Raw genomic sequence first — 24,175 nt, 5'->3', positions numbered from 1 at the left:
AGAAAAATGAAATAGTTGAGTAAAAAAGAGGTCTTAAATGAAGACCTCTTTTTTTATGAGCGTTACAAATCAGCCTTATTTTCTTGACTGACAATCCGTTACAATCGCGTTAGATTAGCAGGTTAAACTAGTAGATTGTGTTATCTATATTAGATGGCATCTACATTTCTCTCGACTGGATAGAGGTCTAAGTCTTTGTCACTCTCGTCGCTCAAAACCATCTCCCTTCAGCGTTTTTCGCTCAATTTCGCTGCTAATATTATTGCATCTTTATGGATGCTGGTTGGGTCAACACGCGCATTTTCTTGGGTGAAGCCGACCTTTATGCAGTTTGCTACTTTTGCATTATTAGCGCTGGGTAGCAACGTATTATTTTCATGGCTGGCTGCTGAAAGCGGTAGTATTTTTAATGAGCAAGGGCTGGTCAGCTACTTAATTTGGCCGACCATTATTTTACTTGGTGGGATAATATTAGCAAGGCGTGCTGGTAATCAATCGCTGGTGTTTGTGCCAGTAATTTTGTGGTTAGTAGCCGATACATTATCAGCGCTGCTACAAAGCGCGGTGCAGTTTTTAGGCAGTCATGGTTGGTTACCTGAGTGGAGCTATGATTTCTTACCGATATTATTTTTGCTGCTGTTCTTATGGCAAACGTTGGCATTATTGTGGTTATTTGCCCGTCATTTACGTACACCGTGGTGGGAACGGTTAATTGTTTTAGTGGGCGCGGTAGCACTGCTGACTATTTGGCAACGTAATATCGCTGACCAGCCTATTTTTAAGCAAATACCGGTACAACCAGTACTAGAAGAGGCGGCGTTATACAAACAACCGCAGCTACTACAACAAGCGTTAGCGAGCATTAATCCGAGCATACCGGGTAAAAGTGATTGGTACTTTATGGGTGTGGCGGGCTTTGCTGAACAGAACGTCTTTCGTTCTGAGATTAATCGCGTCCGTGAGTTGTTTGATGTGCGTTTTGGCACTAGTGGAAAGTCGCTGACGTTGATTAATAATACGTATAGCTGGCTTGATGAGCCGGTCGCCACTAAGACCAGTATATTACAAGGGTTAAAGCGAATTGGTCAGCAAATGAATGCCGATGAGGATGTATTATTATTGACCTTGTCCTCGCACGGTACGACTGACATCGTTCAACTTGAAAATCCGCCTCTTGACATGGAAGATTTGGATGCGGCATGGCTACGAGAAGCACTGGATGAGTCAGGTATTCGCTGGCGCGTGATTGTGGTGTCGGCTTGCTATTCAGGTTCGTTTATTGATGAATTACAGTCGCCAACCACGGTGGTCATTACGGCATCAGCTGCGGATAAGATGTCGTTTGGCTGTACCAATACCGCTGAGATGACCTATTTTGGTCAGGCGTTTTTTGCAGAAGGTTTGCGTGAAAACACCAGTTTTTTAGCCGCATTTAAAGACGCCAGTTTACGAGTGCATGAGCGTGAAAGTGTGATGGGCTTCGAGCCGTCTGAGCCACAGATGGTGGTTGGTAGCTTAATGAAAACGGCATTACCGGCATTTGAGCAAGTGTTGTTCGATAAGGCACGTCCGACAGTGACCAGAGTTACTAGCGACAATGACGCAACGGATACGATGATTAACATCATCGCTGATAAAGCTGTCAGCGTTCAATAATTGATGCTAAGGTGTTAGTGACTTGCTCTGATAAAATATGGGTTAAATATTGCTTTAACAAAGTGCTATATAAAGCCTACATTCTAACGATTTTTGCTTTGTATAATAACCATTAACACAACCGTCAATTTTAAACTGGCATCATGTGCTGTCATTTGCTATTTATTGATTATATTTTTTATTATGAAAATGATGTTTGAGCGGATAACTACTACTGGCTTTATAAAAACTAAAAAATAAGCGCTGCTCATGTGGGTTCTAGCGCTTATTTTTATTGTGCTTGCTGTTATTAACTTGCTGTTATTAAATAGTGTTCTTTGCACTCAGTTTTTTGATACTACACTATGCAATACTGTTAAATACTGATTTTTAAATAATGATAAGATAAAAGGAACGTCAATTATGAGTAATTATTTATGACTAACTATTACGCTGACAGCTTATCTGCTAATTCAAAGCTGACGCAGATCAGTGCCAATCGCTGTTTTGATGGCGAGCAGCATTACTATAGCCATGATTCGACCGCCACTAAGACGTCGATGACTTTTAGTATTTATTTACCTGATGAAGCATTAGCAGGACATCGTTGTCCCGCAGTCTTGTATTTGTCTGGGCTAACTTGTAATGCCGATAACGTCACCCATAAAGCCCATGTGCAAAAAAAATGCAGCGAGCTTGGCATGATATTTATTGCGCCAGATACCTCGCCTCGCAGTAATGCCGAAGTTGATGTTGCCAACGATGAACGCTATTTTGTCGGTCAAGGCGCAAGTTACTATGTCGATGCCACTTGCGCCCCGTGGTCAGAACGTTTTAATATGCAAAGCTATATTGTTGATGAGTTATATGATTTGCTGCGTGCTGAGTTTGCCATCACTAGTATTGGCATCATGGGTCATTCAATGGGTGGTCATGGTGCGCTATTACTAGGCTTTAAATTTCCTAGCAAATTCGTTAGTGTCTCAGCCCTGTCGCCCGTCTGCGCGGCAAGCGAGTCGGCATGGGGGCAAGCCGCTTTTAGCGAATACTTCGGTGATAATAAGGTTAAATGGCAGGAATCTGATGCGGCTCATACTATTGAAGCCGTTGGTCAGCAATACGCTAGTATTTTAGTGGATCAAGGAGCGGCTGATGAGTTTTTAGCAGACGGTCAGCTGCAAACGCCAAAGTTACAGCAAGCCTGTGAGAAGGCAGGTCAGCCATTAACACTGCGCTATCAAGCAGGTCATGACCACAGCTATTATTTTATTCAAACCGTTATTCATGATCATATTGAGCATCATTGGCGCATGGCACAGCTGAGCTAAATAGATGTTGTGTTTCTAAATAGAGCGGTATGGTAAACAGAGCGGTATTTTAAATAAACAATGACACAACGATGCGACTACTTTTTGAAAGGCTACGTTCTTATGGCAAATGCTTCATCCTCTCTTGCGCTTATGCAAGCCGATATAGATAACGCTCTACAGTTAAAGCACGATAAAAAGCTAAAGCACGATGCAAATTGCCAACTCATTACTATTAAGTCAAGTAAAACGCTATCAAAAATAATAGAGGCAGTAGATAATACGGCTCTTAATGAGTCACAACTATCACGTGTAATAGAGATGGCATGGGAAGATAGAACGCCGTTTGCGGCGATAGAGCACAGTTATGGGCTCAATGAGTCTGCGGTAATCAAGTTGATGCGTCAGCAGTTAAAGCCCTCTTCTTTTCGACTGTGGCGGCAGCGGGTGACCGGTCGTGTGACTAAGCATCAAGCGAAACGCACTTTTATAGTCGGTCGTGCCCATTGTAAAACTCAATATAAGCCACGATAGTATTTGATACGAACACTTTATACCAATACTTTATACCAATACGGCATACGTCCATTTCTGATTTATCAAATAGCTACGCTCACTAATATCCACGCCCAAAGGCTTTATTATGATTTGTCCTGATAAACAATATTTAATTGCTCCTTCTATCTTATCTGCTGATTTTGCTCGTTTGGGTGAAGAAGTCGATAAGGTTCTAAAAGCGGGCGCTGACGTGGTTCATTTTGATGTGATGGACAATCATTATGTACCGAATCTCACTTTTGGTAGTATGATATGTAAAGCGCTGCGTGATTATGGTATTGATGCGCCTATTGATGTGCATCTGATGGTATCGCCTGTCGATGGCATGATTGAGCAGTTCTTAGAAGCGGGTGCGAGTATTATTACCTTCCATCCAGAAGCCAGTGCTCACGTTGATCGCTCATTGCAATTGATAAAAGATGGCGGCGCAAAATGTGGCTTAGTGTTGAATCCTGCCACGCCATTACATCATTTAGACTACGTCATGGATAAAGTCGATCAAATCTTATTGATGAGCGTTAACCCCGGTTTTGGTGGTCAGTCATTTATTGATAGCACGCTTAATAAAGTACGTGACGTGCGTAAACTGATTGATGCCAGTGGTCGTGATATTCGCCTAGAAGTCGATGGCGGTATTAAGGCGAGTAATATTCGTGCGATTGCTGAAGCAGGTGCTGATATGTTTGTCGCCGGTTCTGCTATTTTTAATCAGCCCGATTACCGCGCTGCTATTGATGCGATGCGTGCAGAGTTGGCATTGGCAGCTCAACCGTAATCACTGCTATAGTAATAGTAAGATAGTCAGTGATGTGCAACTGTGTGCGCTGAGCATGATTGATATGCTACCAGCACCCAAAATCTGCATCATTCTCCATTATCGAGGTGCACTATGAACAAATCACAAACCTATACGCCAGCAGCCAATGCTGCTATCAGTAACCATTCGGCAGCCAAAAAATCAAGCCTAGTACCTAAAGGCATTACCATCGGACTGGCTATATTTTCCTTAATATTAAGTCTTGCCGGTTATGCGTTTCGTATTCTATCAGGTGAAGAAGTAGGCGATGTATGGCGTCATGCTGCGGTATTGGTACCTGCTTTTGTGCTTGGTATTCCACTGTTGTTTTGGCTGGGCTCAAAAATCTTTAATAAGCTAAATGGCGTGCATATCGAGGGTTGGAATGCGATTAGCTTAGGTTGTCTAACCGCTTGTATTTCTATGCTGTGGTTGATGGGTGGCTACAGCTAGTTGCTGGCTAAGTATTTTTATTTAACCCTATTAATGACCTTAATCTATGTGATGTCCATACGTCATGCGTGATTATTCTTGGAATTTTGCATGCGAATTGTACCGGCAGCTCTTGCCAATATTATTTATCCCAAAGACTTACCAAACGGTCTATTTACCAGTTTAATTATTGGCTGTTTGTTGCTTGGTTTAGCGTCCTTACGTCATGGTAGTGACCTACAAGGCTGGCTGAATGTCATTGAAAATTGGTTACTCATGCTATTGATATTACCGACTGCCACTGCCACGATTGCGCTACCGTTTAAATATCGCGATCCTAGCTTAGAGCTAAAACTGGTCTATTATTTAGGTATGTTTGTCGCGTTCTTATTTACCTTAGCCAAATTGCGCTATTGGCGTTAAGTTATCTATTAGGCTGAATGTTTTATTGGCTTATACACTAGACTTAGCACCATGCCCTTGAATTTGGCAAGCAACGCATCCATTGTAAATGGTAATGTATTTGCCCCTTTTTGTCATAAGGCAATGCGCTATATAACATGATAAGATGGGATAATAAGGAAAAACACTGAATGCCATATGATATTGAAAATGAGATAGAAGTAGACAACGAAAGTCCTGACCCCTTTGCAGGCTTTGCGAAAGAGACGACGCTGGAGTTAGTAGAGGCGGAAGACGGTAAACTGGTATTACGTGATGCCGAAAAAAGCGAGGAGCCATTAATGACCATTGATTTCTCTGATAAGCTGAAAGAGTTGCTCGGTACTGACACGCAATCAATCGGTCAGCATATGATTCATGCGGCTATTCAGATTATTATGAAAAAGCAGATGAGCCAGTGGCATGCGCACGTTTATGATAAAGAACCCACGCACTATAGCTAAATATATAAGTAGTTAAATAACGATTTTAATCGTAAATAGCAGGCAATAAAAAAGGGTTTATCAATTGATAAACCCTTTTTTATTGTCAAATAATAGGCATTGTTTAATGGCTATTATTTGATTTTTGCTTCTTTAAACAAAACGTGTTGGCGAATTTTTGGATCGAATTTCTTCATTTCCATTTTGCCAGGCATCGTACGCTTGTTTTTAGTAGTGGTGTAGTAATACCCAGTACCAGCAGTTGATACCAACTTGATTTTATCTCTCATGATAGCTTTCCTTTAAATGATGGCATGCAAGCGCGTGGCTTAAACTTTTTGACCTTGTGCGCGCAAATCTACTAGCACTTTATCAATACCTAATTTGTCGATGATACGCATACCTTTAGTAGAGATACGTAGACGTACAAAACGGTTTTCAGATTCTACCCAAAAACGATGGTGATGAAGGTTTGGTAGAAAGCGACGACGGGTTTTGTTGTTTGCGTGCGAAACATTATTACCCACCATAGGGCGCTTTCCAGTCACTTGGCAAACTCTAGACATGGCGAACTCCTAATCTATGAGGTATGAGGTTTTCTCATACCAGTCTGGGCAATTTGCGCGTATTTGCGGCATGGACACAGCAAACGACACCATTGCACCAAACAAAACTATATGAAGGTTGAACTGATACATCTGTTATCTAAAGGCTAATAACAGCCATACCAAATCAGAAAATTTTAAAGCCGACATTTATACCACAAATTTTATAAATATTCAAATTTATTGTAATAACGGTCGTTATAAAAGCTGCCTATTATACCCTGAATTTATCCTACTATGTTATTGATTACTTAATACAAAGGTAGAATCTTTAGTTGTAAGTTACGATAAAAATCAGTAAAGTTACCGTTAGAAATTATATACAAGCTGTTACTATAAATATTATTACTACTAAACCTATTTATGAGTGCCCCTATTGTTACTAATAGTGTGGCAACTTTCTGCTTTTTCTATTCAATAAATCCTCGCCGATGCGGAGTCCAAAATATGTCATACAGCTCTCTACCTACCTCTAAGTTATTTCAGCTCACCTTTTTGACCTGTGCCTTGGCATTAGCCGGTTGTGGTGGCGGTGATGCCGTAGACTCTATTGCGCCAGCACCGGGTGGTGGTAATGGTAATGGCAATGGAGGAGGGGGAGCGCAACAGCCCCTTGAATCACTTAATATTAAAACCAGTAAATTAGTGAATACAGACGGTAATATTATCAATACAGTAAGTCTTGATGGTGCTTACTATGAAGTGGAAGTAACTGATAACAATAACCAACCGGTCTTAAATGCTAAAGTGAACTTTACCATTGATGCTGAAGGTATAACCTTATCACAAACCACATCAGGTTCTATGCTGACAGATAGTGAGGGTAAAGCTCGTATTTTCTTAAAGCCTAATAGTCCTGAAGTGTCGGGTGCTTATACCATTTCCGCAGCGGCTAGTTTTAAGGGTAATACGGCTACTAATGAGCTGACTTTTTCGGTGCAAGCAACCAATGTAGCGATAAACTTATTAAAGGCAGCAGAATCAGATTTACCATCTGGCGGGCAAACAGTCGTGTCTTTAAAGGTGAGTGATACAGCCGGTAATCCATTAAGTGGGATGTTGGTTAATTTAAATGCCAGTTGTGGTCAAATTCCCACTCAAATGAGTTCTGATTCTGATGGGATGGTTGAAGTGGTGTATAAAGCCATTAATCCAAACAACACTCTATGTAGTGGAGCGGTGAACATATCAGCGAGTGCAGGTAGGGCAACACAGACTACCAAAATCAATGTACAGCTTCCTGAAGCGACCTCTATCGTCTATACCTCGAACCCGTTAACGCTTGGTATCCAAAACAGCGGTTCTTCAGCAACAGGTTCAGTAGAGTTTACGGTTTACTCAAATACTACGCCTTTAGCCAATGCAAGCGTTTCTTTATCGTTAGAGAAGTCACCTTTGGGACTGACATTTGGTGTTTTAGGCAATAGAAATGTTATACCTGCGACCACAGATGCAAACGGTAAAATATCTGTAAATATCTATCCTGGTTCGACACCGGGACCCGTTGAGATTAAAGCCACGCTAGTGAGAGATAGCCGTATCAATGCGTTATCAAAAGACATTTCAATTGCTAGCTCGCGGGTTACGCAGGATGGATTAAGCTTATCCATGGGCAAAAACGTATTGGACTGGGCTTTTGATGGCGATAAGACAGATGTAATGGCTCGTCTGGTTGATGTTAATGGTAATAAAGTACCAGATGGCACCGTAGTTAGCTTTACAGCTGAAGGTGGAAAGGTATTTCCATCAAGTTGTAATACCGTTAACGGTGAATGTAAGGTCGAGTTTTCAACTCAAAATCCACGTCCAGGTGATGGGCGTGTAAGCGTGCTGGCGGTTGCTGAAGGCGAAAAGGCGTACATTGATAAGAATGAGAATAATGCTTGGGACAAAGGTGATACCTTTGTTCATAATATCGGCGACACTTTCCGTGATGATAATGAGAACGGAACTTTTGAAAAAGGTGAGTTTACTTATCCATTAATGACACAAGCAACTGGGCAATGTGAAAATAACGTAAGACAATTTATAAATCTTAAGTTTCCTTCCCTCACTGAAATAAAAAAACAGGCTTTCGAGGAAAACTTTAAAGCCACTTTCGTATCACCTAACAAACCGATGACTTGTAATTCAGGACTGGATGCTGTGGTACGTTATCAGTCTATTCAGTTGTTATCAAACGGTAGTGGCGCTCGATTTACTCTTGGTGATTTAGATAATAACAATATATTCTCGGTACGACCAACCCAAGCTATCGACGGTACTGATAATCGAATATCAGTTCGCATTAACAGCGGTGGCTTTTATGATTTAAATCCTATGCCTTCTGGGTCTACTATTACTGGTACGATAGTTGATAAAACAAAGGGAGAGAAAAATTGCGAAATTGATTTAATTGGAGGAGCAGATAAGGTTCCTGACCTCGTTTCTACAGGTAAACCTGGAGTTAATACCGGTACGATTAATACATACGCTTTAAATCAGTGTGAAGCAGGTGATTACTTTAAGATTTCAGTAACATCACCACGTAATAATACGACTACTCAAACTTATGTTATTCAGTAAGTTTTAAAAAGATATAAATAAAAAACCCCCGATATCATATCGGGGGTTTTTATTTGTGCTTGTGAAATCTGTACTAACTTATAAAGTAATCATTAAATGACGCTTAAGATACCAAATAAGCCTGCACCCGCAATAGCCACACCACTGGTTTTAAGTGCCATAGATTGCCATTTGCTCGCGCCAATGCTGGCAAGTGCACAGCCTGCTAAATGTAGGGCGATGGTCGCTAGCATAAAGCCTGAGACATAGCTCATCGCCGCTGCGTTGGCTGGTAGTTCGATACCGTGCGCATTACCATGCAATGTACCAAACAACGCACAGCCTACTGTTAAGGCTGGTAGGTAGCTTGCGCGACCAAAGGCAAGTAACGCGCCTAATGCCACAAGTGATAATAAGATGCCCGTTTCAACCGCGGGAATTGCGAAACCATTCATGCCAAGTAACGCGCCAATCAGCATAAAGCTGACAAATGCCACTGGTAACTGCCATGCAATCTTTTTGCGTCCCATTACTGCCAACATACCAACAGCAACCATTGCGAGCAGATGATCCCAGCCTAATAACGGATGCAGCATACCTGAGAGCATACCCGCCGTTTCATGACCAGGATGAGCAAACGCGACTGATGGCAATAGACCAAAGGAGGCAAGTAGTAGAGCGTGACGCATTTTGTGTGTGTTCATAAGAGTTCCTAAATATAGATGCCTAAAGGTAAATGTTTAATTTTAGACAATAGGCTTAAGGGTAAATGGGCTTTAGATTCAATAGATTTTTTATAAAACACTCAGCCTACGCTTCACTGGTGACCACTGAAAAATCAGCGGGTAACGATGCAAGCATACCTTCACGTTGAATAAATTTAATAATCTCAAGCACCCCATCACCGCGCTCTAAGTTTGCAAATACAAAGGGACGTTCGCCACGCATGAGCTTGGCATCGCGTGCCATCACCTCAAGTGAGGCATTAACCATTGGCGCTAAGTCAGTTTTATTAATAATTAATAAGTCAGACTTAGTGATACCCGGACCGCCTTTACGCGGAATCTTATCACCGGCACACACATCAATCACATATAGAGTAAGGTCTGATAGCTCAGGGCTAAAGGTAGCGGATAAATTATCGCCGCCACTTTCTACTAATACCAATTCTAAATTTGGGTGGCGCTCTTGTAGGGTATCAATAGCAGCCAAATTCATTGAGGCATCTTCGCGAATGGCGGTATGCGGGCAGCCGCCTGTCTCAACGCCCATAATGCGATCGTCAGACAATGCCTGATGACGCAATAAAAATTGCGCATCTTCTTTGGTATAAATGTCATTGGTCACTACTGCCAAATCATAATGACCACGTAACGCTAAACATAACTGACGCAAAAGCGCTGTTTTACCTGATCCAACAGGACCGCCGACACCGACTCGTAAACATTGAGTTGTCATGATTGTCTCCAATAAATAAGGGTGAAAAATCTGCTGATAAAACATGGGTAATAAAACGTTGGTGATAAAACAATGCGTGTTATCACACAAACAGTGTTTTATAACGAAATCAGCTGCGAAACAAACGCGAATATTGCGTTTCATGAATGCAGCTGGCGTGTACTTGCCCAAGCAAGCTTAAGCCAAGTTGGTCATCTTCGAGCTGTTGCGCCACGGCAAAATGTGCCAATAGCGCAGGTTTTAGAGCAATGAGTAACCGCTGGGCAGAGGTTTGTCCTAACGGAATGGTTTTACTCGCTACCGTAAGCTGATTTTCAAGCCAGCTCCATAAGTAGCCAAGTGCCGCCCATGAAGCATTTAGACCCCAATGCTCCGCAGCAAGGCTGTAGACTGCCATAAAGGCGGGTTCAGTCGGCAATGAGCTGACGTCGAGTGCTTGCCCTTTTAGCAATCGTACCAATGCCAATGCAAGTTGTTCATCTTCAAATAACAACTCATGACTTTCGCGATTGGCGCGTAAAAAATCACTCCAATATTGAAGCTGCTGCGTATCATTGTCAGCTCTAGCAGCACATAATCGCAGCAATACGGGAATATCCAAATGCGCCAGTCCACTTAACATGCCATCCAGCCAGCTTTGCAATTCCGCTTCGGTGTTTACCCACCCAAGTTCAATCGCTGACTCTAAACCGCTAGAGTAGGCAAAAGCACCGATGGGCAAAGCTGGGCTAGATAGGTGCAATAGCGCCAGTAATTGCTGAGCATCATTGTCTATAGAGGTTTCCACAATCGCACCCATATCAGTGCTCATATTAGTGTTCATGGTGATGATTGTGGCTGTGCTCAGGACTGTGAGCATGACCATGATATGCGCCTGCTTCAGGGTGGAAAGGCGCGTCTTCAGTGGTTAAGCGCAGACCTAAATGCTCCGCCAAATGTTCAAGCACATGATCGGGTTGAAAACGCAACCAGCGTTCGCCCAATTGTAGCGTCACGTGGCGGTTACCCAAGTGATAGCAGGCGCGGGCAAAGCTTGCCCAATCATCAGCATGAGCGGTAACCACGTTTTCAGGTTTAGCCACCACGGCAAAAATTTGCCCATCTTCTGCTTGCAGTCTGTCACCATCTGCCAACACTTGACCACGCTCTAAAAACACGCCTAATTCAATTCCGTTCTCGCTCACCGCTTTAAAGCGACCTTTTTGGCGCACTTCAAACGGCAGGGTCACGCTATCGTCGACCGCTTGCGTCGTTTGTCCTAAATAGTGAATAATTTTTAACATAAGTTTTTCCCATTAGGCGTCTTAGAACAACATATATAATTGTGCCATTGGCAGCACTTCAGCAGGCTCGCAGGTCAATAACTCTCCATCACAGCGCACTTCATAGGTCTGAGCATCGACTTCAAGCTCAGGCGTGGCGCCATTATGAATCATGTCTTGCTTTTGGATGGTTCGAGTATTAAAGCAGGCACTCAGCTCACGGGTTAACGCCAGCTTGGTTTTAATATCACGATCAAGCGCGGCTTGGCTGACAAAGGTGATGCTAGTAGCAGCCGCACCGCGACCTTGTGCACCAAACATCGGACGATAATGCACCGGCTGCGGAGTTGGAATAGAGCCATTAATATCGCCCATGGGCGCATAAGCAATCATGCCGCCTTTTAAAATTAGCGCAGGCTTGATGCCAAAAAATGCTGGATCCCATAATACCAAATCGGCAAGCTTACCAATCTCAATAGATCCGACCACATGCGAGATGCCATGGGCAATCGCAGGATTGATGGTGTATTTGGCAACATAACGCTTAGCGCGGAAATTATCGCAGCCTAACGCTTCATCTTCAGGTAATAAGCCGCGTTGTTGACGCATTTTATGAGCCGTTTGCCACGTGCGGCAGACCACTTCGCCCACACGTCCCATCGCTTGACTATCAGATGAAATCATTGAGATAACACCCAAATCTTGCAAAATATCTTCAGCAGCAATGGTTTCTTTACGAATACGCGAGTCTGCAAACGCCACATCTTCTGGAATATTGGGATCTAAATGATGGCAGACCATCAACATATCCAAATGTTCGTCAATGGTATTTACCGTATAAGGGCGTGTTGGATTGGTCGAAGACGGCAGCACGTTAGATAAGCTACAGGCTTTTAGAATATCGGGGGCATGACCGCCGCCTGCGCCTTCAGTATGATAGGTATGAATGGTGCGCCCTTTAAATGCGCCTAGCGTGTCATCGACAAAGCCAGACTCATTTAACGTGTCAGTATGAATGGCAATTTGCACATCATATTCTTCAGCAACCGATAAGCAGCAATCAATCACCGCAGGGGTTGAGCCCCAATCTTCATGGATTTTTAAGCCGATAGCGCCAGCGTCAAGCTGTTCGCGCAACGGGGCAGGCACACTGGCACTGCCTTTACCCATAAAGCCAAAGTTCATCGGCAGCTCATCGGTCGCTTGTAGCATCCGTGAGATATGCCATGCGCCAGGCGTACACGTGGTTGCTTTACTGCCCGTTGCTGGACCTGTGCCGCCACCAATCATGGTGGTTACGCCAGAGCATAACGCTTCTTCAATTTGCTGCGGGCAAATATAGTGAATATGGGTATCAACACCGCCAGCCGTTAAGATTTTGCCTTCACCAGCAATGACTTCACTACACGCGCCTAAATTGATAGTCACGCCATCTTGAATATCAGGATTGCCCGCTTTACCAATGGCAACGATACGCCCATCTTTAATACCCACATCGGCTTTGACAATGCCCCAATGGTCTAAAATCACCACATTGGTAATGACCGTATCGACGGTATCTGCATCGCCAAGTTGGCTTTGACCCATACCATCACGGATGACCTTACCGCCACCAAAGCTGACTTCATCGCCATAAATGGCGTGGTCGTGCTCAATTTGAATCCATAAATCGGTGTCCGCCAAGCGAATTCTATCGCCCGTGGTCGGACCGAACATCTCAGCGTACGCACTGCGACTGATTCTAGACATTTTGATCTCCTAAAGCGCCCATAACCTCACCGCGAAACCCATAAACGCGGCGCAATCCACCCAGCGCCACTAAGGTGACCTCGCGATTTTGACCTGGCTCAAAGCGAATGGCAGTACCGGCTGCGATATCAAGGCGAAAGCCAAGTGCCAGCGCACGGTCTAACAATAGTGCTGGATTAACTTCAGCAAAGTGATAATGTGAGCCGACTTGAATGGGTCGATCACCGGTATTAGCGACTATAATAGTGCGTTTTTCATGTCCAACATTCAGCTCAATATCACTTGCGCCCAGTTGTAATTCTCCTGGTTTCATAGCTATTCCTTTTACTGAATCGGATCATGTAAAGTAACCAGTTTAGTACCATCTGGGAACGTGGCTTCTACTTGCACCTCATGAATGAGCTCAGGTACGCCATCCATCACTTGTTCGCGGGTAAGCCAATTACGACCGCTGCCCATTAATTCTGCCACCGTACGACCATCACGTGCGCCTTCCAAAATAGCCGCGGACAAATACGCCACCGACTCTGGATAATTTAACTTTAAACCACGTGCCAGACGGCGCTCTGCGACCAAGCCTGCGGTAAATAACAGCAGTTTGTCCTTTTCTCTTGGCGTTAATTCCATAATGCATATCCTTGCTAGAAAGCTATTTTTTAGTTCACCAAATGTATGTGAATAAAAAACAGCGGTGTTAAAAGGCGTTGTGTTTTAACTCATTGCTAAAATAATGATTAAAAATTGTATTTTAAAATTAACCGTTGATAATTAAACCATTCATGATATTTCTAATAAAATAAGGAATTAGTACGCATATAAATAGTGGTTCAGCGAACGCTCATTACGTCAGCCAAATACGTGGCGTACAAGCTGGTCGTCCTAATAATGGGAGGCGAATCAATGCCCATGCGCGCCACATACCTGCGCGGCACTCATTCATATCTTCACCCAAATAGCGTACCAGTAACACGCCCATGCGCAGGGTAACCGTAAAAGCAGGGCAAGCAAGCTCAGCGCGAAGCGTCATTATCAGCTCAGGGTTGAAATCTGTTCCGTACGCGACGAGCGTGCCAAAAACTGACTGATTATGTAATCCTACCCGACTGTGGTGCAAGCTGCTATCGGCAATTAGTTGCAAATGCTCATTAAACAGTAATCGCCCATCTCGCAACAAGCGAATACGTTGGCTTAATGTGCCTTTAGCAAAGCGTGCATCAGAAGCGGGTCGACCCAAACAGACCAAATCCCAACCGATAAAACGCGCACCAGATTCCAGTTCAATAGTGGTGTCTAATACGGCATTGGCATCACTATAGACGATGGTTTCTTGTGGTAGCCATTCACATTCGGCATTATCCGCTAGCGTGACATGCACTGACTGACCTTGTACCACGCCATCACTGTCGCGTCCATAGACTTTGCCCGCAGACGGTGTGGTCAGCAGCGTTTGACTGTCCGCTGCGCCGTGCACATTGATATTAAGCCTATCACCGGATACCAGACCGCCGGGTGGATGCAACACATAAAGATGACAAACACCGCCTTCCGGATAAAAAGGACGCTGAATACGTAAAGGACCGATAAAAGCCAATTGTTTAAGGTAAGTTTTAGCGCCTGTTGGCACCAGCTTGAGATCAAGTTTGGCGAGCCATTGTCTATCGGCACCGTAACCACGTACGGTGGTGGAGCTGGACACTGTATTCATGGTCATAACCGTGTGGTGATTTTAAGATAAAAAGGGCAAGTAGATAACTGGTAACATTCTGTTGCTTGCTAGCGCTTAACGGTGCTAGCGTTTAAGACTATTAACGCTTAAGATTATGACCGCTTAAAACTATTAACGCTTAAAATTATTGTCATAGAATAAAATGCGTATTAGCCTGAGTATAGGATGCCTATAATGAAAGTCAATCATCAGGCTTGTCACTGGCAAAGTGCATAAAGAGGAAAAGCAGCCTCAGTATGCCCGTCTTAAGATGACAGGGCTCGCGATACACAGCAGATAAGACAAAATGGATGATGAGTGATAAGGATGGTTTTATAATTATTTTTAATAGTAGTTTTTATAATAATTTTTAACGTAACGTTCTTATAATAATTATGGGTAGTCATGAATAGTATTGCAGAAAAGGATGACAAATACCGCGCGATATCTCTGATGCAACACTTGATAGACTCTCGTCATCAGATACGCGTGTTGCATCGGCAAGCGGTTGTATCTATTGGTCATTGCATCGTCATTGCGGCTTAATTTTACGCCTATCATTTCTGATTGAACAGAAAAAAATAAAAAAATATCGCGCTCCAAACAAAGTTAAAGTAATAACTCCAGCACAAACTTACTGCCGACAAAACCAACTGCCAACAAAATAAAGGCATAAATGGTGATGTTTGCCGCTTGCTTAGCGCGCCAACCTGCACGCCAATTGCCAACCAATAACACCCCAAACAGCAACCATGACAGCACACTAAATACTGTTTTATGAATGAGATGCTGCGCCAGCATATCTTGTACATAAATAAACCCAAGCCCTAACGCAATACTCAACAAGACAAAGCCGACTAAAATCATATCGAACAATAAGCCTTCCATACTTTGTAGCGATGGCAACTTATTGACCCAAAAACGGTGAACGGTTTGATGTTTAAGTTCACGAATTTGCAATCGTAAAAATAGCGCTTGTACCGTTGCCATCAGCAGCACACAATATGCCGCAAAGGACAGTAGAATATGAGCTTCTATACCCACGCTGACATTAGTCAGTGGCTGATAAGGCGCGCGACCAATATAGCCGACCGTCATACCCAATAAAGCGGTGGGCGCTGCTAGGATTCCCAAGCTTAAAATAGGGCGATATAGACAGAAGAGTACGTAAAAAAATAAGAACAGTAAGCTGATTAGGCTGAACACGTTAAATAAATTAAAATTTAGCCCATATAACGTGACCATATACGGATACAGTAATGTGGCGTGCGCCAGCATTCCGACGACGAATAGACCTAAACTCAAGCCCTTATGGATAGGCTTATTCGTGGTCAACGCCCAACTGATATGGAAACTGACCACGATATACGCCATACTAGCTATCACAAACGCAACTAACACAGGCAAGCCTCATTGAATATCAGGAGCGCGCCATCGCCACTGTGGACACTTAGCGCCGCTCAAATTAATGCTAAAATGATATGATTAGAATAATGCTTCAATTTATCATAAAATAGCCGCTTATTGAGAATCATCGTCATTATTCTTTGGCTGCATGCACCATTAAAAAATAGCGATTTATTAAAAATATAATAGTGAACACGCTCATAAAAAATGGCGACCAGAAACTGCAACTATAAATTGAGTAAGCAAGCATCATTTTAATCGACCATTATATCCATGATTTATTGAAAAATTATTAACTGACCAATCATTAATTGAGAACTATTTATGTTTGATACCTTAACCGAACGTTTATCATCGAGCCTGCGTAATATCGCAGGTACAGGGCAATTGACCGAAGACAATATTAAAGACACCTTGCGTGAAGTGCGCATGGCGTTGTTAGAGGCGGATGTGGCGCTGCCTGTCACCCGTGATTTTGTGAAACGTGTCAAAGAACAAGCGTTGGGTGCAGAAGTGCTCAAAGAATTGGCACCTGGTCAAGCGTTCGTAAAAATCGTCCATGACGAGCTGACTGAGATGATGGGCAGTGCCAATCAGCAGTTAGAAATGACGGGTAAGCCGCCTATCGTTTATTTATTGGCGGGCTTGCAAGGCGCGGGTAAAACCACGACTGCAGGTAAATTGGCTAAGTTCTTACAAGAGCGCCATAAGAAAAAGGTGATGTTGGTATCTGCTGACGTCTATCGTCCCGCCGCGATTGCCCAGCTTGAACAAGTGGCAGGGCAGGTCAATGCCAAATTCGTTAATTCAAGTGCCGATGAAAATCCGATTGATATCGCCTTACGTGCTATCGAAGAGGCAAAAATTCAATATCAAGATATCTTGATTATTGATACCGCTGGTCGCTTAGCGATTGATGACACCATGATGGCTGAGATTAAAGCGTTAACCGCTGCGGTTAATCCGTCTGAAACCTTATTTGTCGTCGATGCCATGACGGGTCAAGATGCGGCGAATACCGCCAAAGCATTTAACGACGCCTTGCCACTAACAGGTGTTATTTTAACCAAAACCGATGGTGATGCGCGTGGTGGTGCCGCGTTATCGGTACGTGCGATTACTGGCAAGCCGATTAAATTCTTAGGGCGCGGTGAAAAATTAGATGCGCTAGAATTATTCCATCCGGAACGTATTGCCCAACGTATTCTTGGCATGGGTGACGTTTTAAGCTTGGTTGAAGAAGTTGAACAAAAAATCGACCGTGAAAAAGCTGAAAAAATGGCGAAAAAGATGCAAAAGGGCGGCGAATTCGACCTTGAAGATCTTTTGACTCAGTTTCAGCAAATGAAAAATATGGGCGGCATGGCAGGCTTTTTAGATAAAATGCCCGGTATGAGTGGTTCAGGAATGCAAAAAGCCGTCGAAGATGCCAAGCCCGAAGAAAAAGTCCGTGAAATGGAAGCACTGATTAATTCCATGACCCCATTTGAGCGCCAAAATCCCGATAAAATTAACCCAAGCCGTAAGCGCCGTATTGCTGCCGGTTCAGGTCGCGATATTCAAGACGTCAACCGTTTGCTAAAGCAACATAAGCAAATGGCAAAAATGATGAAAATGATCTCGAAGCCGGAAGGTATCAGTAAAATGATGAAATCCATGCAAGGCTTGATGAGTGGTGGCGCAGGTCCATTATTTGGTGGTGGTCAAGCACAAGGCGGCATGAAAGATGTGAATCAAGCGCAACTTGCCAAGCAAATGGGACTGGATCCCAATGCGATGCCAAGCACGGAAGAGATGCAAAAGCAAATGCAAGAGCTGCAAAATCAAGCACCTAAGAGTTTTAAAAAGCGCTTCTAGATTGATTTCAGTGGCATTGTCTTCATTAGACTAATTCAGTGACATAGTTTAGTGACATGGTTTAATGGCATCGCTTAGTAATATGGTTTAGTAACAACGTACAAAACAAAAACCCCAAATCTGCTACCAGACTTGGGGTTTTTATTTTACTAGCGATTTTATGGCTTACAGACTGAGTTCTGCCTCAGCAACAGGTGCTGGCAAGTGCTGCTTAAACTGGTAACTTTGCTCATTAAATAAGTCGATACCGCAGTCCAACTGACTGATCCAATCTAAGAATTGCTGAAAAACTTCTTGCCCTTCCAAGCGGCAACCATGTTGTGGCACCATCATAGAAATATCTAAATCTCGTACCGCATCAGCCCAAAGACGAGTGACCTTTTTACTGACCATATAGCGACGATGAAAGCCTTCCATGCTACTGATATGCGACCGAAAATTGGTAACCGCTTCGCCAGAATTACCCACCATAGACGCGCCCATATCTCCTGTAAATAAAATTTTACTGATAGGGTCGTAAAATTGAAAATTACCAACCGAATGTAAAAAATGTGCAGGCATCGCAACAATACCGCTATTGCCTAAAGGATAATAGCCACCGCCATCGGGAATCGTAATCAGCCGCTCGCTTAAGCTTTGTTTGAGCCGACCTTTGGTAAAAGCGGAATTATAGTGTGGCAAAAAACGTTCCCATAGTTTAGGAATCAGTACACTGGCGTGTTCAACATGGATTAGCCAACGTGGCATGGAGGCAATAATATCTGGGTCTTGATGTGAGCCAATGACATAGCGCAGGTTATTTAGATTGGTATGTTTAACGATATTCATCGTGAGTGGCGTAAATGTCAAATCACCACCTGGATCAATCACCGCTGCCTCTTTACCGTCAATAATCAAAAATTGATTAGAAGGCACGCTTTCTTCGTCATGTGGCATAGAAAACGCCACACATTTATGGTGACCGTCGTCATATAAAACGTGATGATGCATGTAACGCTCCGACAAGCAACAATCATAAATACTGACTATGGCTGATGAATAGCAAGCAATATTTATATATTGATGGGTATAAAAAGAAGGGATAAGAGAAAATGAAAATCATTATAGAGTATGAGGATTTAAATATAAACCCTGAACTGTTATGTGAACTACTTTCCTGTCTGCAGTCAGGCTTTAAAGCAACAACTAAATATTTGTTATTTGTACAGTAAAAATATCACGATAACAAGCAGCATAAAAAAAGGCGTAAATAGTTTCTAATTAGGTGATAGAAAAACTTTAAGAAAGCGTTAAAACTTGCTGACCCTAAATGTTATGATAGGCGCTATTTTTTGTAATACCCGCAGTGTGAGCCGAGGTCATGATGTTTTTAGCAATGGATACCGTATTTGATCAGTGCTCAATCGCCATACTTGATGATACTGGCAAGGTAATATCGTGCCAGACTGAAACTGGTAAACGTATGCAGACGCAGCAAATATTGCCGATGATCGATGCGGCTTTATCTAAGTGTCAGCTTAGTCTTGCTGATATGAAAGCCTTAATCTTCAATCGTGGTCCGGGTGCTTTTAGTGGTATTCGTATCAATACGGCAGTGGTGCAAGCGTTATCGGTCGCCCATGATTTGCCTTGTGTTGGTGTCTCAAGCCTACAAGCTATTGCCCAATGTGCTTACCAAAAATATGGCTTAACGGAAGTTTATAGCGCTCTTGATGCCCGTATGCAGCAAGTTTATTTTGGTCATTATGCATTAAATAATAATATTATGCAGGCAGTGGATAATGATGGCAGTGATACTACTGAACGACTACAAGATTATGACAGTCAAACCGTACTGAATCGACCTCTCGTTGGTAATGGTGCTAATTTATTACATCTGCATGATGAGCAAATGGTATACGAAGATGTCAGTCCTGATGCCGCGATTATTGGGCAGTTAGGTGTCGCGCAATTCATATTGTCTGGTGGCACCGATGCCGCACAAGCGCTACCCAAATATCTACGTAATCAAGCATGGAAAACGCTTAAAGAGCAGGGCAAAGCCTAATACCTGCGATTATAATTTAAATACTAATTTAACCCTCACTTATCATGGCTAGACATTGCATTATTGTCTGGCTTTATTTATATCGAGACAACATAAAGCGACCAGTAGGTCTGTTTTTAGGAAAGCGATTGTGGATATTATCTTATTAATTCAAGCCGTCATCATGGGTATTGTTGAGGGCATCACTGAGTTTTTACCCATCTCTAGTACCGGTTATCTTATTTTGTCAGCAGACATCATGAGTTTTTGGACCAAAGAAAAAGTTGATTTATTCGTCGTCGTCGTGCAGTTTGGCGCTATTTTAGCGGTGATTTACGACTATTGGGGACGATTGTGGCATGCACTAACAGGACTGGTAACGGGCGAGGCGGATGGGCTGAAAAACCCACGACAGTTGGGACTGAGTCTTATTGTTGCGACTATCCCAGTCATGATACTTGGCTTTACGTTTGCTGATGAAATTAAGCTCTATCTGTTTAATCCAGTGACCGTAGCGATTATGCTTATTATTGGTGGTTTACTGATATTTTATGTGGAAAATCGTCCAAAAACGATCATCGCAGAAGAAGCAGAAGACGTGAGCTTAAAGACGGCATTAATGATTGGACTGATTCAATGCTTTGCTTTAATACCGGGGACGTCGCGTTCAGGGGCGACCATTGTAGGCGCATTATGGCTTGGCGTATCGCGTAAGGCATCAGCGGAATTTTCCTTCTTTTTAGGTATTCCGGTTATTGTTGGTGCTGCGCTATTGGATTTAGTGAAGCATCATGGTGTCATGACCACTAGCGAAGATTGGCTGGTGCTTGGGATTGGTACTGTCGTGTCCTTTATCGTCGCGCTATTATGTATTCGCTTGCTGGTTGCATGGGTCAGTCGCCGTGACTTTAAGATTTTTGCATGGTTACGTATTATTACTGGTATTTTAGTCTTGATAGCCGCTTGGGGTTTTGGTTATCAAATGGCGGGTTAATGGCTGCTAAGATTTTGATTATAAAATTGTACGCTATAAACCTGGTCATAAAAAAATAGGTATGAGCAAATGAGTGAACCATTAGTGCCTGAAGTTGCTAGTGCCTTGTATGCAAACGCTGCAGTGAGTCATTGCCGATTATTTTATATGAATGAGGCGCAGCAGCCACAAGTTGAGCGCTTACAGGCATTGGTAACTCAGCACCAATTATCGTTAAGCCTAGTGACAGAGCTGGTCACGGTTAAGTTAAATCAAAAAAACCGTGAGCAATTGTGTGTAGAGTCTACTCAGCCGATTTTATTATTAGATGATAAAAACAAACTGTCATGGCTGAGTAATGGTCTGAGCGTTACGCCGGAATGGGATAAATTGCAACGCCGCGTGGTGAGTGCGGGACGTAAGACAGAGTTGTTATTACAAGCGGCAAAAACTACGGCTGACAGTCAGGTCATTGATGCGACGGCAGGCTTTGGGCACGATAGCTTGATACTGGCAAGTACGGGCGCACAGGTGACGATGCTAGAGCAGCAGCCGATTATGGCGTTATTGTTACTCGCTGAACAGCACCGCATGAGTGCGCAGCCAAATTGGCAAAAGCTGATGGCGCGTTTGCAAATCATCAATACCGATGCGCTCAGTTATTTTGATAACCATTATCTTGCCGATTTCCAAGGTAATCTAGCAATGACTAAAGCCGTTGATGTGGTGTACCTTGACCCTATGTTTCCGAATGACAGTTATCAAGATAGCAAGACGGGCAAAGGCGCTAAAGTTGGCAAGCTGATGCAGGCATTGCATCATTTAGCCAGTCCACCGACCGCTGCGCAAGAGTTGCAATTGCTTCAAAGTGCGCAAGCGGTGGTCAGTGCTATCGATACGCATAAACAACAAGGTCGCGTTATCGTCAAGCGTCCCAAAGATGCACCCTTATTTGCCCAGCAAGTACCAGATGAGAGCTGGCATAATGAAGCAGTGCGTTTTGATGGTTATTTTTTATCAGTGTAATAAGCGCATCACTCACAAGCTTGAATAGTAAAACAGGAGAAAAATATGTCGACCATCATTATTTGGGTAGTGGGTGCAGGCTTACTTATCATCAATATCATGCTACGTACCCGTATGCTGCGCTTAGAAGCTGCGCTCAAGCAGGTGCGCAGTGCAGAGTATATGACTTATTTACGTCAGCTGCCCGAGCAGAATGACAAGATAGCAGCGATTAAAGCGTTACGTAAACAGTATTTTGAACTGTCGCTGTTAGATGCCAATAAATTGTGGCAGCAAAAATAGCGAGCATGACTTAATGACTTCTAGTAGACCACCTATTACCTTAACAGAAAAACTCCATGCCTACATGCAGCTGACGCGCTTTGATAAGCCTGTCGGCATTGAGCTGTTGCTATGGCCGACACTGTGGGGCGTATTGTTAGCAGCGATGAGTGCTGCACAGCAACAAGGTGCTGATATTGGTGTGATGGCTGCACTACCCAGTCTAAAAATCTTTATCATATTTGCCCTTGGCGCTATTTTAATGCGCGCGGCAGGCTGTGCGATTAATGATTTTGCTGACCGTAAAGTCGATGGTCATGTGACCCGTACTAAAGGTCGTCCGCTTGCCGATGGTCGGTTGTCTGGTCGCGAGGCGATTGCGGTGTTTTTAATATTGGTGTTGCTCAGTGCGAGCTTATTATTATTTTTACCCGTTCAAGTGTTTTATTGGTCACTTGGGGCAGTTTTTTTAGCCTTTATTTACCCGTTTATGAAACGCTTTACCCACTTGCCGCAATTATTTTTAGCCGCTGCTTTTGGGTGGGCAATTCCAATGGCGTATGTGGCGATAGCGGGTGCGCCTGATATTTGGTGTTGGTTGTTATTTGTCGCTTATATGTGTTGGACGGTCGCTTACGATACCCAATATGCGATGGCAGATCGCGATGATGATTTAAAGATTGGCGTCAAGTCGACCGCTATATTATTTGGTCGCTTCGATGTGGTGATTATCTCGCTACTACAAACCTTATTCTTACTCATAATGGGTGTGGTGTTATGGCATTATTTTGCGCCAACGTCTTTAAGTATCGCGCCCGTATTCGGTCTGGGATTGGTGGCAATGATGTTTGCTAAGCAAAATAACGCTTGTGGTAGCCGTGAAGCTGCCTCTTGTTTTCACGCATTTTTAGCCAATATTTGGGTAGGGCGATACGTCTTTGCTTTGGTCGCTGCTTCTTGTATTTGGACGAGCTTGAATGGTTAGTATACGTAAGCCAACTAAACCAACTAAGCCAATTAAGCGACCTAGTAAGACAGCAACCGTTAATGAACCAGCAATAAATTATCAGCTGAATCTGGCTGAACAGGGGCTAACCCGCGCGCAAGTGATTGCTGTTGAACGCAAATTGGCAAAGTTTGCTAATGTGATGGATTCAATCGTGCGTATTCCTTTTACCAAACAAGGCATTGGTGCCGATGTGGCGCTATCCACGATGCCATTAGTAGGGGATTTGGCAGGATTGGTATTGACCAGTTATGCGTTTATATTGGGTCGTCAATTGGGTGTCCCTGCGCATAAGATGCTGCCTGCGGTCAAGCTGGCGCTCATTGATATGGTGGTAGGTGTTATTCCGGTAGTGGGTACTTTGTTGGACGTGTTTATCCGTCCGAGCCGTAAAACTTTGATTATCGTCCATCAGCATTTGCAGGATGAATACGGCATCACTGAAACGACGCATATGGATCGACCATTTTTGCATCAACGATTAGAAAATAAACAGCAGCACAGCCGTTTTTGGCGGCATCCTATCGCTGCTTGGTTGTATTTACATATTCCCGATATGCTCGGTGTTGTGTTCATTGCATTATTGGCTTGGGGATTGTGGGCTGTCATCGGTTGGTCAGTGAGTTTATTTGGCAACAGCACAGGCTTTGGTTAATGTTAACCATTGAGCGTAGTAAAGATTTC

General features: G+C 43.4%; 28 protein-coding genes. 16 read left to right on the top strand and 12 right to left on the bottom strand.

Going from position 1 to position 24,175, the window contains the following annotated elements; translation table 11 throughout:
- Positions 1-195 precede the first annotated feature (195 nt).
- The 7 genes from AOC03_RS04080 (at position 196) to AOC03_RS04050 (ending at position 5,633) form a co-directional block, all read left to right on the top strand.
- Positions 196-1,656 carry a C13 family peptidase gene (locus tag AOC03_RS04080; protein WP_062533714.1) on the top strand — a complete coding sequence of 487 codons (1,461 nt, stop codon included), beginning with the start codon at positions 196-198 and terminating at the stop codon, positions 1,654-1,656.
- A 416-nt stretch (positions 1,657-2,072) separates the two neighbouring features.
- Entirely contained in the window at positions 2,073-2,963 is an 891-nt protein-coding gene (gene fghA, locus AOC03_RS04075; protein ID WP_062533713.1) for an S-formylglutathione hydrolase, read from the top strand.
- A gap of 300 nt (positions 2,964-3,263) precedes the next feature.
- Positions 3,264-3,476 carry a TIGR03643 family protein gene (locus AOC03_RS12930; RefSeq protein WP_062536453.1) on the top strand — a complete coding sequence of 71 codons (213 nt, stop codon included), beginning with the start codon at positions 3,264-3,266 and terminating at the stop codon, positions 3,474-3,476.
- 109 nt (positions 3,477-3,585) lie between these two features.
- Positions 3,586-4,275, top strand: coding sequence for a ribulose-phosphate 3-epimerase (gene rpe / locus AOC03_RS04065; RefSeq protein WP_062533712.1), 690 nt, complete (start codon positions 3,586-3,588; stop codon positions 4,273-4,275).
- Between the two features lie 114 nt (positions 4,276-4,389).
- On the top strand, positions 4,390-4,749 hold the full coding sequence (locus AOC03_RS04060) for a hypothetical protein (protein ID WP_062533711.1): 360 nt from the start codon (positions 4,390-4,392) through the stop codon (positions 4,747-4,749).
- A 90-nt stretch (positions 4,750-4,839) separates the two neighbouring features.
- The gene (locus AOC03_RS04055) at positions 4,840-5,151 is read left to right on the top strand and encodes a hypothetical protein (RefSeq protein WP_062533710.1); all 312 of its coding nucleotides are present in this window, start codon (positions 4,840-4,842) and stop codon (positions 5,149-5,151) included.
- A gap of 170 nt (positions 5,152-5,321) precedes the next feature.
- Entirely contained in the window at positions 5,322-5,633 is a 312-nt protein-coding gene (locus AOC03_RS04050) for a hypothetical protein (RefSeq protein ID WP_062533709.1), read from the top strand.
- Between the two features lie 113 nt (positions 5,634-5,746).
- On the opposite strand, the gene rpmG is transcribed toward AOC03_RS04050, so the two are convergent.
- Both rpmG and rpmB read right to left on the bottom strand, forming a co-directional pair.
- On the bottom strand, positions 5,747-5,902 hold the full coding sequence (rpmG, locus tag AOC03_RS04045; protein ID WP_062533708.1) for a 50S ribosomal protein L33: 156 nt from the start codon (positions 5,900-5,902) through the stop codon (positions 5,747-5,749).
- A 39-nt stretch (positions 5,903-5,941) separates the two neighbouring features.
- The gene (gene rpmB, locus AOC03_RS04040; protein ID WP_062533707.1) at positions 5,942-6,178 is read right to left on the bottom strand and encodes a 50S ribosomal protein L28; all 237 of its coding nucleotides are present in this window, start codon (positions 6,176-6,178) and stop codon (positions 5,942-5,944) included.
- Between the two features lie 486 nt (positions 6,179-6,664).
- Here rpmB and AOC03_RS04035 point away from each other — a divergent pair, with 486 nt between their 5' ends.
- Positions 6,665-8,782 carry an Ig-like domain-containing protein gene (locus AOC03_RS04035; protein ID WP_062533706.1) on the top strand — a complete coding sequence of 706 codons (2,118 nt, stop codon included), beginning with the start codon at positions 6,665-6,667 and terminating at the stop codon, positions 8,780-8,782.
- Positions 8,783-8,874: 92 nt separating this feature from the next.
- Here AOC03_RS04035 and AOC03_RS04030 read toward each other — a convergent pair whose 3' ends face one another.
- The 8 genes from AOC03_RS04030 to AOC03_RS03995 form a co-directional block, all read right to left on the bottom strand.
- The gene (locus AOC03_RS04030; RefSeq protein ID WP_062533705.1) at positions 8,875-9,465 is read right to left on the bottom strand and encodes a HupE/UreJ family protein; all 591 of its coding nucleotides are present in this window, start codon (positions 9,463-9,465) and stop codon (positions 8,875-8,877) included.
- Between the two features lie 106 nt (positions 9,466-9,571).
- The gene (ureG, locus tag AOC03_RS04025) at positions 9,572-10,219 is read right to left on the bottom strand and encodes an urease accessory protein UreG (protein ID WP_062533704.1); all 648 of its coding nucleotides are present in this window, start codon (positions 10,217-10,219) and stop codon (positions 9,572-9,574) included.
- Positions 10,220-10,328: 109 nt separating this feature from the next.
- The gene (locus AOC03_RS04020; RefSeq protein ID WP_227514283.1) at positions 10,329-11,030 is read right to left on the bottom strand and encodes an urease accessory protein UreF; all 702 of its coding nucleotides are present in this window, start codon (positions 11,028-11,030) and stop codon (positions 10,329-10,331) included.
- A 1-nt stretch (position 11,031) separates the two neighbouring features.
- Positions 11,032-11,502 carry an urease accessory protein UreE gene (ureE, locus tag AOC03_RS04015; RefSeq protein ID WP_062533703.1) on the bottom strand — a complete coding sequence of 157 codons (471 nt, stop codon included), beginning with the start codon at positions 11,500-11,502 and terminating at the stop codon, positions 11,032-11,034.
- A 21-nt stretch (positions 11,503-11,523) separates the two neighbouring features.
- Complete coding sequence (gene ureC / locus AOC03_RS04010) at positions 11,524-13,230, bottom strand: urease subunit alpha (protein WP_204247924.1); 1,707 nt, start codon at positions 13,228-13,230, stop codon at positions 11,524-11,526.
- Positions 13,223-13,543, bottom strand: coding sequence for an urease subunit beta (locus AOC03_RS04005; RefSeq protein ID WP_062533701.1), 321 nt, complete (start codon positions 13,541-13,543; stop codon positions 13,223-13,225). The genes ureC and AOC03_RS04005 overlap by 8 nt, the downstream gene beginning before the upstream one ends.
- An 11-nt stretch (positions 13,544-13,554) precedes the next feature.
- Positions 13,555-13,857 carry an urease subunit gamma gene (locus AOC03_RS04000; RefSeq protein ID WP_062533700.1) on the bottom strand — a complete coding sequence of 101 codons (303 nt, stop codon included), beginning with the start codon at positions 13,855-13,857 and terminating at the stop codon, positions 13,555-13,557.
- A gap of 214 nt (positions 13,858-14,071) precedes the next feature.
- Positions 14,072-14,935 carry an urease accessory protein UreD gene (locus AOC03_RS03995; RefSeq protein WP_062533699.1) on the bottom strand — a complete coding sequence of 288 codons (864 nt, stop codon included), beginning with the start codon at positions 14,933-14,935 and terminating at the stop codon, positions 14,072-14,074.
- Positions 14,936-15,340: 405 nt separating this feature from the next.
- Here AOC03_RS03995 and AOC03_RS12660 point away from each other — a divergent pair, with 405 nt between their 5' ends.
- Positions 15,341-15,481: a hypothetical protein gene (locus tag AOC03_RS12660; RefSeq protein WP_157049283.1), complete on the top strand. Its 141-nt coding sequence runs from the start codon at positions 15,341-15,343 to the stop codon at positions 15,479-15,481.
- A gap of 63 nt (positions 15,482-15,544) precedes the next feature.
- On the opposite strand, the gene AOC03_RS03990 is transcribed toward AOC03_RS12660, so the two are convergent.
- On the bottom strand, positions 15,545-16,336 hold the full coding sequence (locus AOC03_RS03990; RefSeq protein ID WP_204247923.1) for a cytochrome C assembly family protein: 792 nt from the start codon (positions 16,334-16,336) through the stop codon (positions 15,545-15,547).
- A 330-nt stretch (positions 16,337-16,666) separates the two neighbouring features.
- Between AOC03_RS03990 and ffh the strand changes: the two genes are divergently transcribed.
- Complete coding sequence (ffh, locus tag AOC03_RS03985; RefSeq protein ID WP_062533698.1) at positions 16,667-18,199, top strand: signal recognition particle protein; 1,533 nt, start codon at positions 16,667-16,669, stop codon at positions 18,197-18,199.
- 165 nt (positions 18,200-18,364) lie between these two features.
- Here the strand turns inward: ffh and AOC03_RS03980 are convergent, their stop codons facing one another.
- Positions 18,365-19,189: an MBL fold metallo-hydrolase gene (locus AOC03_RS03980; protein WP_062533697.1), complete on the bottom strand. Its 825-nt coding sequence runs from the start codon at positions 19,187-19,189 to the stop codon at positions 18,365-18,367.
- 373 nt (positions 19,190-19,562) lie between these two features.
- Here AOC03_RS03980 and tsaB point away from each other — a divergent pair, with 373 nt between their 5' ends.
- From tsaB to AOC03_RS03950, 6 genes are all read left to right on the top strand, one after another.
- A complete protein-coding gene (tsaB, locus tag AOC03_RS03975) occupies positions 19,563-20,246 on the top strand; it encodes a tRNA (adenosine(37)-N6)-threonylcarbamoyltransferase complex dimerization subunit type 1 TsaB (RefSeq protein WP_062533696.1) in 684 nt (227 codons plus the stop codon).
- 130 nt (positions 20,247-20,376) lie between these two features.
- Positions 20,377-21,219, top strand: a complete 843-nt coding sequence (locus tag AOC03_RS03970) for an undecaprenyl-diphosphate phosphatase (protein ID WP_062533695.1) — start codon at positions 20,377-20,379, stop codon at positions 21,217-21,219.
- Positions 21,220-21,366: 147 nt separating this feature from the next.
- On the top strand, positions 21,367-22,224 hold the full coding sequence (locus AOC03_RS03965; RefSeq protein WP_227514319.1) for a class I SAM-dependent methyltransferase: 858 nt from the start codon (positions 21,367-21,369) through the stop codon (positions 22,222-22,224).
- Positions 22,225-22,269: 45 nt separating this feature from the next.
- Positions 22,270-22,506, top strand: a complete 237-nt coding sequence (locus AOC03_RS03960) for a hypothetical protein (RefSeq protein ID WP_062533693.1) — start codon at positions 22,270-22,272, stop codon at positions 22,504-22,506.
- 13 nt (positions 22,507-22,519) lie between these two features.
- Positions 22,520-23,470, top strand: coding sequence for a 4-hydroxybenzoate octaprenyltransferase (gene ubiA, locus AOC03_RS03955; RefSeq protein WP_062536447.1), 951 nt, complete (start codon positions 22,520-22,522; stop codon positions 23,468-23,470).
- Entirely contained in the window at positions 23,463-24,146 is a 684-nt protein-coding gene (locus AOC03_RS03950) for a DUF4112 domain-containing protein (RefSeq protein ID WP_062533692.1), read from the top strand. Before ubiA ends, AOC03_RS03950 begins: the two co-directional genes overlap by 8 nt.
- The last annotated feature ends 29 nt before the right edge of the window (positions 24,147-24,175 follow it).

The sequence above is a fragment of the Psychrobacter urativorans genome (assembly GCF_001298525.1).
Lineage (GTDB): Bacteria > Pseudomonadota > Gammaproteobacteria > Pseudomonadales > Moraxellaceae > Psychrobacter > Psychrobacter urativorans_A.
The sequence above is the reverse complement of the archived record's forward strand: the minus strand, read 5'-3'. Positions and strand labels throughout refer to the sequence as shown.

Excerpts from the sequence above, each read along its gene's own strand:
- AOC03_RS12660 (WP_157049283.1), top strand. The coding sequence starts at position 15,341 with ATGAATAGTATTGCAGAAAAGGATGACAAATACCGCGCGATATCTCTG.
- fghA (WP_062533713.1), top strand. The coding sequence starts at position 2,073 with ATGACTAACTATTACGCTGACAGCTTATCTGCTAATTCAAAGCTGACG.
- tsaB (WP_062533696.1), top strand. The coding sequence starts at position 19,563 with ATGTTTTTAGCAATGGATACCGTATTTGATCAGTGCTCAATCGCCATA.
- AOC03_RS04030 (WP_062533705.1), bottom strand. The coding sequence starts at position 9,465 with ATGAACACACACAAAATGCGTCACGCTCTACTACTTGCCTCCTTTGGT.
- ureE (WP_062533703.1), bottom strand. The coding sequence starts at position 11,502 with ATGTTAAAAATTATTCACTATTTAGGACAAACGACGCAAGCGGTCGAC.
- AOC03_RS03965 (WP_227514319.1), top strand. The coding sequence starts at position 21,367 with ATGAATGAGGCGCAGCAGCCACAAGTTGAGCGCTTACAGGCATTGGTA.
- AOC03_RS04050 (WP_062533709.1), top strand. The coding sequence starts at position 5,322 with ATGCCATATGATATTGAAAATGAGATAGAAGTAGACAACGAAAGTCCT.
- AOC03_RS04000 (WP_062533700.1), bottom strand. The coding sequence starts at position 13,857 with ATGGAATTAACGCCAAGAGAAAAGGACAAACTGCTGTTATTTACCGCA.
- AOC03_RS12930 (WP_062536453.1), top strand. The coding sequence starts at position 3,264 with ATGGCATGGGAAGATAGAACGCCGTTTGCGGCGATAGAGCACAGTTAT.
- rpmG (WP_062533708.1), bottom strand. The coding sequence starts at position 5,902 with ATGAGAGATAAAATCAAGTTGGTATCAACTGCTGGTACTGGGTATTAC.
- AOC03_RS04055 (WP_062533710.1), top strand. The coding sequence starts at position 4,840 with ATGCGAATTGTACCGGCAGCTCTTGCCAATATTATTTATCCCAAAGAC.
- AOC03_RS03950 (WP_062533692.1), top strand. The coding sequence starts at position 23,463 with ATGGTTAGTATACGTAAGCCAACTAAACCAACTAAGCCAATTAAGCGA.
- AOC03_RS03995 (WP_062533699.1), bottom strand. The coding sequence starts at position 14,935 with ATGAATACAGTGTCCAGCTCCACCACCGTACGTGGTTACGGTGCCGAT.
- rpmB (WP_062533707.1), bottom strand. The coding sequence starts at position 6,178 with ATGTCTAGAGTTTGCCAAGTGACTGGAAAGCGCCCTATGGTGGGTAAT.
- AOC03_RS04005 (WP_062533701.1), bottom strand. The coding sequence starts at position 13,543 with ATGAAACCAGGAGAATTACAACTGGGCGCAAGTGATATTGAGCTGAAT.
- AOC03_RS04060 (WP_062533711.1), top strand. The coding sequence starts at position 4,390 with ATGAACAAATCACAAACCTATACGCCAGCAGCCAATGCTGCTATCAGT.
- AOC03_RS03980 (WP_062533697.1), bottom strand. The coding sequence starts at position 19,189 with ATGCATCATCACGTTTTATATGACGACGGTCACCATAAATGTGTGGCG.
- AOC03_RS03960 (WP_062533693.1), top strand. The coding sequence starts at position 22,270 with ATGTCGACCATCATTATTTGGGTAGTGGGTGCAGGCTTACTTATCATC.
- rpe (WP_062533712.1), top strand. The coding sequence starts at position 3,586 with ATGATTTGTCCTGATAAACAATATTTAATTGCTCCTTCTATCTTATCT.
- ffh (WP_062533698.1), top strand. The coding sequence starts at position 16,667 with ATGTTTGATACCTTAACCGAACGTTTATCATCGAGCCTGCGTAATATC.
- AOC03_RS04035 (WP_062533706.1), top strand. The coding sequence starts at position 6,665 with ATGTCATACAGCTCTCTACCTACCTCTAAGTTATTTCAGCTCACCTTT.
- ureG (WP_062533704.1), bottom strand. The coding sequence starts at position 10,219 with ATGACAACTCAATGTTTACGAGTCGGTGTCGGCGGTCCTGTTGGATCA.
- ubiA (WP_062536447.1), top strand. The coding sequence starts at position 22,520 with ATGACTTCTAGTAGACCACCTATTACCTTAACAGAAAAACTCCATGCC.
- ureC (WP_204247924.1), bottom strand. The coding sequence starts at position 13,230 with ATGTCTAGAATCAGTCGCAGTGCGTACGCTGAGATGTTCGGTCCGACC.
- AOC03_RS04020 (WP_227514283.1), bottom strand. The coding sequence starts at position 11,030 with ATGAGCACTGATATGGGTGCGATTGTGGAAACCTCTATAGACAATGAT.